This is a genomic window from Limosilactobacillus reuteri (genome assembly GCF_002254085.1).
In the GTDB taxonomy this organism is placed as follows: Bacteria; Bacillota; Bacilli; order Lactobacillales; family Lactobacillaceae; genus Limosilactobacillus; species Limosilactobacillus reuteri_K.
In genome coordinates this window covers 1-15591 of sequence record NZ_NGPY01000092.1, presented here as the reverse complement: position 1 = coordinate 15591, position 15591 = coordinate 1, and the positions used below count along the sequence as shown (strand labels likewise).

Annotated in this window: 15 protein-coding genes and 2 pseudogenes; 9 read left to right on the top strand and 8 right to left on the bottom strand. The window is 37.8% G+C overall.

Annotated features, from left to right (window positions below; translation table 11 throughout):
- Positions 1-162: 162 nt before the first annotated feature.
- Positions 163-558 carry a ribonuclease HI family protein gene (locus CBG10_RS10645; protein WP_094512556.1) on the bottom strand — a complete coding sequence of 132 codons (396 nt, stop codon included), beginning with the start codon at positions 556-558 and terminating at the stop codon, positions 163-165.
- 24 nt (positions 559-582) lie between these two features.
- Here CBG10_RS10645 and CBG10_RS10640 point away from each other — a divergent pair, with 24 nt between their 5' ends.
- The 5 genes from CBG10_RS10640 to CBG10_RS10620 all read left to right on the top strand — a co-directional run bounded on the left by CBG10_RS10640 (position 583) and on the right by CBG10_RS10620 (position 5988).
- On the top strand, positions 583-990 hold the full coding sequence (locus CBG10_RS10640; protein ID WP_094512555.1) for an EbsA family protein: 408 nt from the start codon (positions 583-585) through the stop codon (positions 988-990).
- Positions 991-1437 carry a signal peptidase II gene (gene lspA, locus CBG10_RS10635; RefSeq protein WP_094512554.1) on the top strand — a complete coding sequence of 149 codons (447 nt, stop codon included), beginning with the start codon at positions 991-993 and terminating at the stop codon, positions 1435-1437.
- 3 nt (positions 1438-1440) lie between these two features.
- Positions 1441-2352 (top strand): RluA family pseudouridine synthase, encoded by a 912-nt coding sequence (locus CBG10_RS10630; protein ID WP_094512553.1) that lies wholly within the window; start codon positions 1441-1443, stop codon positions 2350-2352.
- Between the two features lie 76 nt (positions 2353-2428).
- A complete protein-coding gene (locus CBG10_RS10625; protein ID WP_094509553.1) occupies positions 2429-3514 on the top strand; it encodes a carbamoyl phosphate synthase small subunit in 1086 nt (361 codons plus the stop codon).
- The gene (locus CBG10_RS10620; RefSeq protein ID WP_225361557.1) at positions 3514-5988 is read left to right on the top strand and encodes an ATP-binding protein; all 2475 of its coding nucleotides are present in this window, start codon (positions 3514-3516) and stop codon (positions 5986-5988) included. The genes CBG10_RS10625 and CBG10_RS10620 overlap by 1 nt, the downstream gene beginning before the upstream one ends.
- A 47-nt stretch (positions 5989-6035) precedes the next feature.
- Here CBG10_RS10620 and CBG10_RS10615 read toward each other — a convergent pair whose 3' ends face one another.
- Positions 6036-7718, bottom strand: coding sequence for an NFACT RNA binding domain-containing protein (locus tag CBG10_RS10615; RefSeq protein ID WP_094512550.1), 1683 nt, complete (start codon positions 7716-7718; stop codon positions 6036-6038).
- Positions 7719-7934: 216 nt separating this feature from the next.
- Between CBG10_RS10615 and CBG10_RS10610 the strand changes: the two genes are divergently transcribed.
- Together CBG10_RS10610 and CBG10_RS10605 are read left to right on the top strand one after the other, a co-directional pair.
- On the top strand, positions 7935-8813 hold the full coding sequence (locus tag CBG10_RS10610; RefSeq protein WP_016496850.1) for a DegV family protein: 879 nt from the start codon (positions 7935-7937) through the stop codon (positions 8811-8813).
- Positions 8810-9454, top strand: a complete 645-nt coding sequence (locus CBG10_RS10605; RefSeq protein WP_003666208.1) for a hypothetical protein — start codon at positions 8810-8812, stop codon at positions 9452-9454. The genes CBG10_RS10610 and CBG10_RS10605 overlap by 4 nt, the downstream gene beginning before the upstream one ends.
- 63 nt (positions 9455-9517) lie before the next feature.
- Here CBG10_RS10605 and CBG10_RS10600 read toward each other — a convergent pair whose 3' ends face one another.
- Complete coding sequence (locus CBG10_RS10600) at positions 9518-10174, bottom strand: HD domain-containing protein (protein ID WP_094512549.1); 657 nt, start codon at positions 10172-10174, stop codon at positions 9518-9520.
- A gap of 98 nt (positions 10175-10272) precedes the next feature.
- On the opposite strand from CBG10_RS10600, the pseudogene CBG10_RS10595 reads away from it, so the two are divergent.
- Positions 10273-11122 (top strand): annotated as a pseudogene (locus tag CBG10_RS10595) (glycosyltransferase family 8 protein).
- Here the strand turns inward: CBG10_RS10595 and CBG10_RS10590 are convergent.
- On the bottom strand, positions 11096-11941 hold the full coding sequence (locus tag CBG10_RS10590; protein ID WP_094512547.1) for an alpha/beta hydrolase: 846 nt from the start codon (positions 11939-11941) through the stop codon (positions 11096-11098). The pseudogene CBG10_RS10595 and the gene CBG10_RS10590 overlap by 27 nt on opposite strands.
- Before the next feature lie 159 nt (positions 11942-12100).
- Here CBG10_RS10590 and CBG10_RS10585 point away from each other — a divergent pair, with 159 nt between their 5' ends.
- Positions 12101-12625, top strand: coding sequence for a GNAT family N-acetyltransferase (locus tag CBG10_RS10585; RefSeq protein ID WP_094512546.1), 525 nt, complete (start codon positions 12101-12103; stop codon positions 12623-12625).
- 54 nt (positions 12626-12679) lie between these two features.
- On the opposite strand, the pseudogene CBG10_RS10580 reads toward CBG10_RS10585, so the two are convergent.
- From CBG10_RS10580 to CBG10_RS10565, 4 genes and pseudogenes are all read right to left on the bottom strand, one after another.
- Positions 12680-13650: pseudogene (locus CBG10_RS10580) on the bottom strand (DUF711 family protein).
- Positions 13651-13674: 24 nt separating this feature from the next.
- A complete protein-coding gene (locus CBG10_RS10575) occupies positions 13675-13941 on the bottom strand; it encodes an ACT domain-containing protein (protein WP_094512545.1) in 267 nt (88 codons plus the stop codon).
- 136 nt (positions 13942-14077) lie between these two features.
- Entirely contained in the window at positions 14078-14968 is an 891-nt protein-coding gene (locus CBG10_RS10570; RefSeq protein WP_094512543.1) for an aldo/keto reductase, read from the bottom strand.
- A 148-nt stretch (positions 14969-15116) separates the two neighbouring features.
- Complete coding sequence (locus tag CBG10_RS10565; protein WP_225361556.1) at positions 15117-15398, bottom strand: LysR family transcriptional regulator; 282 nt, start codon at positions 15396-15398, stop codon at positions 15117-15119.
- Positions 15399-15591: the final 193 nt, after the last annotated feature.

Here is a 15591-nt window from a genome sequence, read left to right as displayed (position 1 = left end):
TGCTTTTAAAAACGTCAAAAGGGGGGTAAAAGGGGGAATTTCTCCCAATAATAAAAGCCTTAGTAGAAGTTACATTGTAACGACCGCTAAGGCTTTTTCTCTGTTTAGTGGCTGATAGAACACGTGGATGATATAATTAAAACGATATGCTGTTTTCTAAAATCACTCTATTTTGTGGAGGGCCTGATTTGCTAAATTATGTGCTCCACGATTTTGGCTTTCTGGAATCCACTGGGTGACAACTGTTGGAAAGTGTTGGAGGAGAGGATTTAGTGCTGCTAATTCTTTTTGGTAATGTTTTGTATAATTTTTGCCGATTGCGTCACTTAAGATACGACTATCAGTATAAAATAGGATTGTTTCATTATTGCTAAAGTGATCAATTAAGTATTTAAATCCATAGTGAACTGCAGCAAATTCACCATGGTGATTGTCCATCTTTTCCTTATCTACTGGAATTGCAAGCTGAATTTGCTTATGATTGGTAATTATTATTATTCCTAAACCAGTAGGACCAAGATTCCCTTTTGTTGCAGCATCTGTAAAAATTTTGATCATAAAAACTACCTCTTTTCTGAAAGGATGACATTTATAATTATGGAAGAAGAAACTCGTTATTTTTACCAACCAGACCTTACGGGGACAATTATTAGCTGGTGCTGGACCTTTCTCTTCTTTATTGCCGGTCTTGTAATTTGGCTTGAAATTACCCATTTTCAGTGGCTCAGCGCGCTCTTTTTTGTAGTTTTTGTAATCCTTGCCTTATTAGAATGGCGGCGACGAACTGTAGTAATCACTCCAACTAAAATGGTATTTAATCGCTTGTTACAAAAGCAGTATCTCGTTATCCCAATCTCTGATATTCGTCAGCCAGAGTTTACCAAGCATACGGTGACAATTACCGTGAATGGAGAAGTGATGAGTTTTACCTTTACCACTAAAGCAATTGCACGTTTGAAATTAGCATTGAAACAACAGGGGGTTCAATAATTGTTACTTGGGATCGCTATTGGTATTATTTTAATTTTAACAATTTGTGACCAATTATTAAAATCGTGGGTTGCCTCATCAATTGTTCTTGGTGGTAGTAAACAGCTAATTCCTGGTATTATTGAGTTAACTTATTTACGAAATTCAGGGGCTGCTTGGAGCCTTTTTGAAGGGCAACAAACTTTTTTTACCATTATAACCATTATTGCGATTATTGTAATTGGTTACTTTATCTGGCAGTACCGTAAAAATACATCAATGATAATCGGATTAGCATTGATTATGGCAGGAACAATCGGCAACTTTATCGATCGGTTGAGACAAGGGTATGTTGTGGATATGTTTGAAACAACATTTATTAATTTTCCAATTTTTAATATTGCGGATATGTGCTTAACAATTGGCGTAATCTGGCTAATAATTTGCATCTTAAAGGAGAAAGACTAACAAATGTCTGAAGAATTAGAATTAACAATTAATGGTGAGATGGTGGGAAGGATTGATAAGCAGCTTGGTCATCACTTTGATCAATTTTCCCGATCACAAATTCAACATTGGATAGAAGATGGTCACGTCCTTGTTAATGGCAAACAGGTAAAGCCTAAATATAAGTTGCTTGTAGGTGATCACGTCCAAATCATTCCAGAAGAACCACAAAAAATTGATTTAGCACCTGAGGATATTCCTCTTGATATTGTATATGAAGATGATGATGTTATTGTCGTTAATAAACCGCAGGGGATGGTCGTTCATCCTGCACCAGGCCATCCAGACCATACGCTTGTGAATGCTCTTTTATATCATTCACCACTATCAACTATTAATGGAGAATTTCGGCCAGGGATCGTTCATCGGATTGATAAGGATACCTCAGGATTATTGATGGTAGCCAAAAATGATATGGCGCACCGTTCTTTGACAGCTCAATTAAAGGCAAAAACTAATAAACGAGAATATGTTGCGCTTGTGCATGGAGTTATAAAAGAAGATAAAGGAACAATTGATGCTCCATTGGGTCGCTCACTAAAAGACCGTAAGAAGCAGGCAGTTGTAGTTGATGGACGTCATGCGGTAACCCATTTTAAGGTTTTAGAACGGTTTAAGAATTACACATTAGTTGCCTGCCAATTAGAAACGGGACGAACTCATCAGATTCGCGTTCATATGAAATATATTGGTCATCCACTGGCAGGAGATCCGTTGTATGGGCCACGAAAAACACTTGCTGGCAATGGCCAATATTTACATGCTCGTTTGTTGGGCTTTAAACACCCCCGAACTGGTAAAGAAATGGTTTTTACGGCTCCATTACCAGCTTATTTTGTAAAAATGCTTGAACATTTACGCAAGACAGACCAATAAAATTATTGTGTTTAATTTGGAGAACGTTCATAATAATATTGATCAATTATTAACAAAGTTTTAGGAGAGTGGGACAGTGACAGCACGATACCTAATATTTGAAGATGGCTCAATTTTCGCTGGCGAAGGTTTTGGTTCACCAGCTGTTACTTTTGGTGAGGTTGTTTTTAATACCAGTATGACTGGTTACCAAGAAATCATCACTAATCAGGTTTACAATAACCAAATTGTCGTTTTTACCCAGCCAAATATTGGAAGTTATGGAATTCAACGTAATATCTATGAATCAATTGTACCGACGATTAAAGGAATTATTGTTCGTTCACTTGCCGATGCTGGGATTAATGATAATGGTCGCCAATTGACTCTTGATAAATACCTTCAACAAATGAACATTCCGGGAATTACTAATATTGATACACGGGCAGTAGTTCATAAATTAAGAAAAGCTGGCAAACCATTAAAAGGAAGCATTGTTCCAGTTCCAGATGACCACGCTTTTGACCAGCTTCATGCGACTGTTTTAACGAACCAGCAAGTTGCTCAAGTCTCTACTCCTAAACCATATCCTAATCCCGGAATTGGACTAAGCGTTGTTGTGATTGACTTTGGATTAAAGAATGGAATATTGCGGGAATTGAGTCGACGAAAATGCAATATTACTGTCTTACCATATACTGCAACGGCTGAAGAAATATTACGGTTAGATCCTGATGGGGTTGTACTTTCAAGCGGTCCAGGGAATCCCAATAACGTTCGTAAGTCAGTCCTGGAAATGATTCGTACTGTCCAAACTAAAGTACCAATGTTTGCTATTGGATTGGGCCATGAATTATTTGGCATCGCCAATGGAGCAAATGTCCAGCAAATTCCAGTTGAACATCATGGCATGAATCATCCAATTCATGAAATCATTACTGACCACATTGTCTATGCGACCCAGGCGGAAGGTTATCTGATTAATCGCAATTCGGTTGACCGCTCCCAGCTTTTTATTACATATGTTGACATGCTTGATAATAGTGTTCAAGGGCTTCGTCATCGTCGTTATCCAGCATTTTCAGTTCAATTCTTCCCCGATGGTGCACCAGGGCCTGATGAGACTGATGGCTTATTTGATGAATTCGTTGATACAATGAATAGGAGGGGGGATCGTCATTGATGGAAAAGTTGAAATCTGTATTAATTATTGGAGCGGGAGCCAACGATGTTCAACACGGTGATGAGCTCGACTCTGCTATTTACCAGGTCTCACGCGTTTTTAAACAAATGAAGATAAAGACTATCTTGGCAGACGATAACCCATTTTCGGTAAGCTTAGAAAACGTTGATCACGGTTGTATTGTCCCATTAAAAGTCGAGAGCCTAGTAGATATTATTAATAAGTTTCATCCAGATGCAATCTTGCCTACTTTAGGTAATCGTCGAGCTTTTGAGCTTACCCAAGAATTGCTAGAAAAAGGAATTATTCGTAAAGAAAATATTCAATTGCTAGGAGTCCCTGAAGCAACTATTCGTCAAATTAATAGTGCTGTTTTGCTTGAACGAACACTTCGACAAATGGAAGCACCAGTTAAGAAAATCGTAACGGTTAATAATTATCAGGATGCTTTGGATGAGGCAACTAAACTAGGGTATCCAGTTATTATCAGGTCAGTATTACCTAAGAGTAGCAGTACGCGTAAAATTGTGCATGATCGAAGCGAATTGGCAGATGCAGTAAAGGTTTGCTTGAGCCAGTCGCGGGCAGAACAAGTAGTAGTTCAGCAAAGTCTTGCCGGCTATAAGGAAATTGAAGTCGTCGTTCAACGTGATAGTTCTGGAACAATGATGATGTTGTCAACGATTGAAGATATGGACCCAATCGGTATCCATGCTGGTGATTCAATTGCCTTCAATCCTGTCCAGACACTTCGCGATCGACAGATTCAGGATATTCGGGATACGGCTTTTGCTATTACCCGCAAATTAAGAATTGTCGGCACGAACCATATTCAGTTTGCTCTTGATACAAACAGTGATCGTTTTTATGTCATTAAGAGCAGTCCATACTTTGATCGAATTACAGCGTTTGTATCGCAGTCGACTGGTTACCCAATTGCCCAAGTAACAGCACAATTATATGCAGGAAAGCATCTGCGGGACATTGATCTTAGTGAAAATTATGTTCATCATGCGGCTCTTATCGAACCAACAATGGATCATATTGCTGCACGGGTTCCAATCTGGGGATTCAACGATTTACCAAAAGCTAGTCGTTTACTTGGAACAGAAAAGCGGTCGGTGGGGACGGTTTTTGGTATCGGCCGAAGTACTATTGAAGCACTTTTCAAAGCTATTGAATCCCGTTATCACGAGCCAGCTGACTTTCATCTTGCCGCCCAAAAGCAATTGACTGATGATCAATTAATCGCCAAAATTGTCCACCCCGAAGCAGGCCGACTTTTTGTATTAATTGAAGCAATGCAGAGAGGGTACTCAGTTAATGAATTAGCAGAGATGACAAAGATTGATCCATTTTATTTTGAACAGATTAATAAAATGCGGTTGTTGATTCGTGAAATTGCTGATCATCCAAATAAAGAGCCGGTTTTGCAAAAAGCTAAGAGTTACGGCTTGAGTAACCAGCTTATTGCAAGACTGTGGAATACTACCCCTGAACAAGTTTATCAGATGAGCATAGACCACCAATTATTGACAAAGTATAAAGAAATCGAACCATCAGCTGGGGAGTTTGATCAGCATACTAATAGTTTTTACTCTGCTTACGAAGAAGAAAATGAAATTAGCCGAACTTCTCAACCAAGCGCCCTGGTGATTGGGACAGGGGGCTTACGATTAGGATTAAGTAATTCTGGTGATTACTTTGTTGCTATGATGTTAAAAGAACTTCATAATGAAGGCTTTAATAATGTTGTGGTAAATTCAAACCCTAGTTCCGTCACTTTTGATCCAGAGTTAGCTGAAAAGCGTTATGTTGAACCGGCAACAATTGAAAATATCTTGCAAATATTACGGATAGAGCAACCCCAGTATTTATTTATTCCCACTAGTTATGATAAGTTACTAAAATCGTTGCAGAATTATGATCTGGATGTAAAAATTGTTATAATTCCAGATGAATTGCCAACTACTGCTGCTAGTAGCGATAGGCAACGTTACTCCTTCAATTATGTCTATGATGGCAATTATGCTTATCCATTAGGAACAATGACTGATCTTTTTTCACCAATTGCGTTAAACTATCAATCCACCGCTTTACGCTACCCGGCTGATCTTCCTTCATCAACTTACCAAAATCTCAATGACCAAGCTAGTGTTGCTGTATTAAAGATGGAACAGCCAGGGTTATACCAAGCAATTTTTGAAGAGGATGATGGGGAATTCAGTTTAATTAAAGTTCAACCATTGTCATTGCCAGAAGTTGCCTTTTTATCAAAAGCTCTTCATATTAGCTTACCAGGGATTTTTACTCAATTATTCACTGGTAAATTCGATAAAATGCTGGAGCCTAAACCGGTATCAGGGATTGTTAATTATCGTGCAACCTTCCCATTTAAGGCGTTGCGAGTTAAGGGAGGAATTCCTGCCCGTAACCGAGTCATTGGTGCGCAGATGCAATTTTTAGGAGAATAACTTAGAGATATAAAAAACTTCAGCCCGGTGTCTTGGGCTGAAGTTTTTTAGTTAGAAAGTTTATGTGGTGTTACATAAAGTGTTTTCTGACCTGTAAAAATAACAAAGCCAGGTTTAGCTCCGTTTGGCTTATGAAGTCGCTTGACAGGAAGATAGTCAACGGGTACGTTATCGGAATCGCGACCTTTAGAGAAGTATGCTGCTAACTGTGCAGCTTCTAGAATCGTATCTTCAGATGGGTTTGTTGAGCGGATTACCACGTGGGAACCTGGGATATCCTTAACATGTAACCAAATTTCATTTTTATTAGCTATCTTAAAGCTAAGACGGTCATTTTGTAGGTTATTTTTACCTACTAAAACTGTAGTGCCATCACTAGTATGAAACTCTTCTGGGGCACTTACCTTAACTTTTCGTTGCTTTTTCCCACTTTTCTTCTTTTTAATATAACCTTGCTCTTGTAATTCTAGTTTAATCTCTTGAATATCAGCAGGAGCAGCTAATTTAATCTGATTTTCAATGTTTTCAAAGTATTTGATTTCATCATTTGTCAGTTTTAGCTGTTCCTTTACATATTCGACAGAGGTTTTAAGCTTATTATACTTAGTGAAGTACTTTTGGGCGTTACGCGATGGTGATAATTCTGGAGTAAGCTTGATTTTCAGTGGCTTATTATCATCATAAAAGTTAGGAAGTTCGATTTCTTTCATTCCTGGAGTTAATTTACTAAGATAGGTAGTAAGGATCTCACCACAAATTCGGTACTGATCTGCAGTTGCTGCATCTTGTAATTGTTGTTGCAGTTTTTTTACTTTTCGCCGATCTTTTTTTAGCTCATTCTTCAATACCTTTAACACTTGCCCAGCTAATTCTTTGGAACGATCTTGCTCTGCTTTATTAGCATAAAAGGCATCGAGAAGGGCAGAGAGGGAGTCGAAATGTTGCAACTCACCATCAATATTTAATGGAGGGAACACCGCAAATTGAGACTTTCCATTAGAGTGGGTGATTAATACTGGCTCTGGATTTTCAAAGTGCTTAAGAAAGTGCTGATAGGCAGCTGGTAAACTATCACTTTGCAGTAATTCTGCAGCTAATTCCCGTGCGGAGTCTTTGCCAAATCCTTGATAATGCTGCTGTAACTGATGACTTAATTCTACTGTGTCATCGGTTTGTCTTACAAGATCAGAGTAGACCTGGTTTGGCAAGTAAGGGTTAACTTTATCTTGCTTTGGTGGCATGACAAAGGTAGCACCAGGTAATAACAGGCGAACCCGATTTTGATCTGAGCCAACATGCTTAATGGTGTCAATGATTTTACCCGTCTTGAGATTAACGAGTGAAATATTACTATGCCGGGCCATAATCTCACTCACGAGGACTAGTTGTTGACTATCACCTAATTCATCACGAGTGTCAAAAGTAATTTTGATAATCCGATCATTATCAATTTGTTCAATTTTATTGACGATTGCGCCTTCAAGGTATTTCCGCATCGTCATTGTAAAATTAGTTGGAACTGCTGGATTTTTGTATGGAATCTCAGTAATTTGGATTCGTGGGTATGTTGGATTAGCAGAAATGAGTAATGGATAATTGTGCCGGTGAGCACGGATCGTAATAATTAATTCTGCAGGGTAAGGTTGACTAACTTTGGCTACCCGACCAGTAGTTAATTTTTGATCTAGCTCATGGACAATTGCATGAGTAAACAAGCCGTCAAAAGACATTAGTGTAGCCTCCTAAATATTATAATTACAAACGAAAATAGCACTATTAATTATACAGTTTTACATCATTAATGAAAAGTAATGTTACTTTAGTGGACATATTTTTGGTTGGTTTAGGGCCGTCAATGTGGTATGCTTTTTGTATTATGTGGGTGAAATCCGCGTAAAAACGCAATTATTTTTAATTATACAAATTTAGAACATGGAGTTGATAAGATGAAAATTGCTGTTGTTACTGACAGCACTGCCTACCTTTCTCCTGAAGAGGCGGCGGCTAATAATATTCATGTTGTCCCAATCCCAGTGACATTGGATGGTCAAACATACCGTGAAGGTGTTGATATTTCCACCAGTGATTTTTATGAAAAGATGGCAAATTCAAGCTCTTTTCCAACAACTTCCCAAACGCCAATCGGTCAATTGATGGAAGTCTACCAAGGATTAGCTGATGATGGGTATGATGCTGTAATTAGCATTCATTTAACACGGGCTATTACAGGATATTTGGATACTGTTGAGCAACTTGCTGAACAGATGAAAGATACAATCAAGATCGTGCCAATTGATTCCCACTTAACAGTTAAAATGATGGGATATTTAGCCTTAGAAGCAGCTAAATTAGCTAGTGAAGGCGATGATTTAGATGACATTGTTAAAAAGGTAAAAGAATATCGTGATACCTTTAATAATGTATTTGTGGTTGATGACTTGCAAAACCTTGTTCGTGGTGGTCGTTTATCAAACGCCTCTGCATTTGTAGGCTCAATTTTAAAAATCAAACCCCTCTTGACTATGCATACTCCAACGCATGCCATTGAAGCGTTTGAAAAGGTGCGGTCAATGAAAAAGGCTAAACTTCGCTGTGAACAAATCTTTGATGAAGATATTGCCAAACTTGACTATCCAGTTAAAGCAATGGTTATTCATGCCAATGTTCCAGAGGAAGGTCAAAAGTGGCTTGATAAACTTCAAGCAGATCATCCTGATATTTCGTTTGAGTTGAGTTACTTTGGTCCGGTAATTGGCTCCCACTTAGGACAAGGGGCCTTGGCCTTAGCATGGATGCAAGACACAGCAAAGAAGCCGTTAGCATGAAAAAACAAACTTTAATTAAAACCCTTTTGGCAATTGCGGCGGGTATTTTGATGATATTAATATCATTTACTGGCTTTCAAACCATTTTACCGACCGGTGAGGCGTTTATGCCTTTAGCTGGCGTGATTGCAGTGGGGATAGCAGTTGCATTAGGAATTAATATTGCATTTATCGTGACGCTGGTTAGTGCCATAATCATGATTGTTTTAGGAACTGCCGACTGGGTAATATTAGTCGATTTTATTGTTATTTTGATTGTGGTTGGCTTGATTTTACGCAAACAGGTTCCATTATCTATTGATCTCAATCATTCACAATTATTATGGCTTGCTATTTTTACCGGCTTAGTTCAATTATTCTTTATCTCAATCTTTTATGGTTTAATTGGATTAGTCCTAACGGGGACGCCAACAGGTGGATTAACATTTGTTCAACTAATTATTCCTAACGCATTACTGACAGGATTATTGTATGGCTTCCTAGTAGCGCCAATCTCATTGATTTGTCGGTGGGTAGCGCGAAAAGCGTTGCATATTGATAATAACCATCATAATGATTCAGGTAACTCTGCAGGCGATAAGCAGGGCGGTTCGATTATTGTCGACTTAAGAAGTGCTAAAAATAAAAAAGATGATAAGTAAGCAAAATGCCATGGAAAAAACATTCGTGTTTCTTCCATGGCATTTACTATTTCCATAAACAATTTACATCTTTGCGTCCCATTCGGCATGAAACTCGTCAAGAAAATCGAGCATTACTTGTTGACGGTGATTTGCAATTTTCTTGGCAGTTTCAGTGTTCATCATGTCCTTGAGGTGTAAGAGCTTTTCATCAAAGTGATTAATGATAGTTTCATTTGCTAAATTACGATATTCTTCCCGGGACATATTATGACGAGGTTTAATAGCTGGATCGTATATTTTTTCATGATGACCACCTCCATAATAGATTGCTCGGGTAATGCCAATTGCGCCGATTGCATCTAACCAGTCGGCATCACGTACTATTTGTCCAATGATGGAGAGCTTGACTTCCTTTTTATCTAATGTATGAGCAAAAGAAATATTATTAATGACATCCATAATTATTTTGACTTGGTCATCACTAAAGTCATTTTGCTTTAAGTAATCAACTAATTCTTGTTTAGCTGCCTCAACGTTGTCAACTAATTTCTCATCAATTGTATCGTGAAGGTAGGCCGCTACAATCGGCAAAAATGGGTCAACTTTTTCGCCCATAGCTAACCGTTTACTCATTTTTACTACGCGGTTAATATGATCCATCCCATGACCAGTCTTGTCCTGACCTAATTTTTGAATGGTGTACTCTTTAATGGCAGTTAATTGTTCTGCTTGTTTCATTATAAAACCTCTATTCTTGATTGGTTCTTTAATTATTAAATACTGAATCGCAATCCACGTCAACGTTTTGTAAAATAAGATGTGAGGAGTGGAATGAAATGAACTTATTATTTTCAATTAACGACAAGTTTGTTACGCAATTAGCAACCGTTTTTATTATCAATTAAACTAAATACGCAAGCACAAGAATTTAATGTATATGTCTTACAAAAGGACAAATTGAAACGAACTGATGACTTGGAAAGAGTTTGTAAGCAATTAGGAATGAACTATTTTCCGATCAAAGTTAATGATCAATTATTTAGCAAAGCACCAGTTACAGACCGCTACCCGACAACAATTTATTATCGTTTACTAGCACACCGTCTTTTACCTCAAGATTTGCATAAAATTTTATACTTGGATGCTGATGTTTTGTGTATTAATGATTTTTCAAGTTTGTATGAGACTTCATTAGATGGATACCTATATGCTTCTGCCATCCATACAAACCTGACGAATACAACAGAGGTTATTAATAAGATTCGTCTGCAAAACTTTGATGCTGACGGGTATTATAATTCTGGCGTTCTCTTGATGAATCTTGATACTATCCGTAAAAAAGTAAAAGATACGGACATTTTTAACTATATCCGTACCCATACACTTTTACTCCCTGATCAAGACGTCTTGAATGCCTTATATGGACGCTATATTAAGTCTGTTCCTGATCAGTTATATAATTTTGATACTCGTAAGAGCGGTATTTACGAAACGATTTCCTTTGGCGAATGGACAAACGATTGGGTAATGCGTAATACCGTGATTCTCCATTATTGCGGGCGAGACAAGCCATGGCTACCAACTAAAAATAGTGGACGCTTCACTGCTTTATACAAAAACTACTTTCAAATGACTAATAAACTTATCAGTGGAGCACTATTACTTCCCCCAGAAGAAGTTAATTAAGATTTTATTGACTTGGGGGTTGTGATGAAGTAATTCGTGTTTAGCGTTTGGTCCGGTAATCTTAACTTCGCGGTATGAACGTGCGCGGTTATTAATAAGGTATTTAAGAGAAAGACATGAAGCGTTTGAAACTTGGCTATCGTTGTCATCTTTTAAGTCACCATAAATATTCAATAATTTAATTTGACGTGGGTAACGGTGACGTAACGGGAGTAGCTTTTGATAGGAATCATTCATTGCGGAAGGTTTTCCCGTCTTTTTATTCACTGTTAGATTGGCAGGCTCATTCCAGCCGATTGCACCATCAAAAGTTCCAGCCATCGCAACTTGTTTTTGAATTTGTGGAAGGTTATGGTTTCCGGCATTAGCAAGGAGAAAATACATAACTGCCATATTTCCCATGGAGTGTGCTTCAATATTTACCTTTTTAAAGTGATATTTAGCTTGCAGTTCTTCAAGAACGTTCTTAACCCATTGACCTTGTAATTCATAATTTGTGCTATGGTTATCATTAAAATTGACCATCACGAGCGGATTGACAGCGTTATGAGGAATATCTCCTTTAAGAGTAACGGTTCCATCGCCAGCAACGTCTGCGGTGATAACTGTTTTTGACACGCCTGCTTTCACAAATCCGTTTACCATATATTCTTCTGCATGGGCACCGCTTCCGTAGCCATGGAAAAAGAGAGTGGGGGTAGTAGAATGAATATATTTATTGGAAAGGTCTGCGTGAATTGGCTTTGCTGCTAGTCCATAAATAATTGTTAGAAAAAGTGCAGTAAATATTGTTAAAGTAAATTTAATAAATTTGGTCATGTAAAAACCTTCTTTTTCTTTTTAGTGCTATCATAGCATATTGAAGGGGTAACTTTTAATAGTTAACAGTTGTATTTAAAACGTAAAGTATGTTACAGTATTAGGGTTGTTTAACGAATAACACATCTAATTAATATAATGAGAAGGGAAGGTAATACGATGCAAATCAAACAAGCCAAAATGGATGATTTAAATCAAATTATGGAAATTCTGCGAGATGGTCGAAACCAATTAGCCGAACAAGGGATCGATCAATGGCAAGGAGATTACCCGAACGAAGAACATATCAAAGAAGATATTGAAAAAGGATTTGCATACCTTGTACAATCACAAGATGATGAAACTATTGGCGCATTATCAATTGTTGAAGCACCAGATCACTCATATGATGAACTTGACGGTGATTGGTTAATTGACACTGATCGTTATGTTGTTATTCACCGTGTGGCAATTCACTCCAATCATGCTGGAAAAGGATATGCCTCAGCATTATTCACTAGTGTAATTGATTACATTAAGAATAATCGGAAGGATATTAAGACTATTCGGATCGATACTCATGAAGACAACAAGATCATGCAACATTTGATCGACAAAAATGGCTTTACTAAAGTTGGTGAACTTCATGGGATTTACCGTCCAGAAGAAAATTCATATGTTTACGCCTTATTAACAGGTAATTAAACACTAAAATAGCGGGAGACTAGGGATTCCTAATCTCTCGCTATTCTTTTAAAATTAATTTTTGAAACTATGAATTGGAGCGGGAATAAGTCCACCATGGTTAATCATCGCGGTACTTGTGGCTTTATTGACTGCCATTACCGGGGCATATCCTAATAGACCACCGAATTCAACCGTATCACCAACTTTTTTGCCGGGTGCGGGAATCACGCGGACAGCAGTGGTTTTATTATTAATCATTCCAATCGCCGCTTCATCAGCAATCATTGCGCTAATGGTTTCTTTTGGCGTGTCACCTGGAATTGCAATCATATCAAGACCAACGGAACAAACTGCGGTCATTGCTTCTAATTTAGAGATATTTAGCGTTCCAGCGTTAACTGCCTTAATCATGCCAGCATCTTCAGAGACGGGGATGAATGCGCATGATAAACCACCAACATGACTGCAGGCCATAATACCGCCTTTTTTCACAGCATCGTTTAACATGGTTAGAGCAGCGGTAGTTCCATGAGTTCCAACCTGAGCAACGCTGATTTCTTCTAGAACTTCGGCAACGGAATCACCAGCGGCAGCAGTTGGTGCGAGGGAAAAGTCCACGATCCCAAATTGAACGCCCAGTCTTTCAGCTGCAACAGTTCCTACTAATTGACCCATTCGTGTCACCTTAAAGGCAGTTTTCTTGATCGTTTCAGCACCGACATCCATTATGTTTTGGCAGCCCTGTCTAAGGTTTTAGCATATTTAACATAGTCGTGATCTTGCGAAGCAGCGGCAATGAGGGAAATAGGAGTAACAGTTACTCGCTTGTTAGCAATCGGAATTCCATATTCGGCTTCAATTTGTTGGCCGACTTTAACAAGGTTCTTTGCTTTTGTCGTAATTTTGTCATAGATCTTTTGACATGCAACCGTACTATCACTATCGATACAATCAAGTAAAGAAATTCCCATCGTGATTGTCCGCACGTCGAGGTTTTCATTAGAAATCATGTGACTAGTTTCATAAATTTGTTGTGAATTCATTAAGGGATATTCCTCCTGTACATATTAAAGATTATGCATGGCATCGTAAATTTTGGCATTCCTAAGGTTAATTTCAACGCCAACCTCTTTACCGAGTTCTGTAAATTCATTAGTTAATTGATAACTATCAAGATTTTCAGGAATCATCACAGACATCATCATTACGAAATTGCCATCCATAATTGTTTGGGAAACATCTAGAATATTAATTTGTTTTTGGGCAAGAAGGGCACTTACCTTAGAGATAATTCCAACTTGGTCTTTACCTAGAACAGATACAACAGCTTTCATTAAAGAATCCTCTCTTTTTTTAATGATTTTAATTGTAGTATAATAATATGAACATTTCTAGAAAATTTTAGCTAATAAAAAAGGCATCACTCGTTTAGAGGTGCCTTTTATGGTAAAAGATATGAAATTGGTTGGATCAAAATGCGCCCGGCTTACCAATATAGTCATCTACACCGTCCGGATTTCCTGACCATTTGAACTTATCATACCAGATAGAATGCTTTTCTTGATCTAACTTGTCGATTTGCTTCATTTCATCTGGTGATAGGGTAAAGTCAAAAATTTCGGCATTTTCTTGCATACGTTGAGGATGAGTAGTCTTGGTAAGAACAACAAAGTCTTGCTGAATTTCCCAGCGCAGAATTACTTGGGCCGGACTCTTTTGGTGCTCGTCTGCGATTTGCTTAATAACATCATTGGAAAGAAGGCGACCATTACCTAGTGGCGACCAGGCTTCAAGCTGAATATCATTTTCTCGACAAAACTTTACAATCTTAGGTTGGTGAATTAGGGGATTGAATTCAATTTGATTAATTGCGGGTTTAATTTTGGCATGATCGAGCAAATCAGTCATTCGTTCAACGTTAAAATTGCAAACACCAATTGATTTTGCTTGACCATCAGCATAAATATCTTCTAACGCGCGCCAACTTTCATTGTATTTATCATTGACTGGCCAATGAAGAAGGAGAAGGTCGACATAATCAGTTTGAAGCCTCTTAAGTTGTGCTTCTACCGCTTGCCGAAGTTTATCATAATCTCCTTGATCACCATTGAAAATTTTAGTAGTAAGGAAAATACTGTCACGCTTACGACCAGTTGCTGCAAGACCGTCCTGTATACCTTGGCCGACAGCAGTTTCGTTACCATATTGCTTTGCCGTATCGATCAAAACATAATCATTCATAATAGCCTCTTTAACCATTTGCTGTGTTTCCGCAAGTGAGGCTTTCCAGACCCCTAAGCCAAGTTGGGGGATGAGGTGACCGTTGTTTAATTTTATCTTTGGTTGCAGATTTTGATTCATTTTAATTAAATTCTCCTTTCTAAATCAGTTATAACATTAAATACTTTAGGATTCTTAAATTTGTTCGTTAACAAACTGAAGAAATTTTTCGATTGCTGGAGATAAGATAGTATTTTTACGCTAGGCAAGGACATCTCCTGTCGATTTGTTAGGTACCAGGGGGAACAAAAACAAGGTTAGGATCATGAAAATTATTATAGACGCCCTTAATTGTCAGACCATAGTAATTACTATTTCTTAAAAGGGAAACAGTATTTCCAGGTAAACTGGTTGTCGTACGGATATTTAAACGCGTTTGATCTAATTTTAAAATATCACTAACTTCATCGCGAACAATACTACGGTGGGGAAGAATTAAGGGGATTTTGTAAAGATCTTCTTTAGTAAATGAAAAGTCATTATTTTCATGGCTGCGAAAATTATAATTCATTTTTTGAATAACTCACCATTTATAATAAGCTTTTTACATTCTTAATACTAGAGTTTATTATTAAACGTATCTGTCAAGTTTTCATAGGTAGCCTTTAAATATACAGTTTTAGTGGGTTAGTGCCTTAAAAAGTTGTCCCATTGGTCTACTTGTGGCCGTGTTAATCGGAATTATTCCTTGTACTGCTCCAATT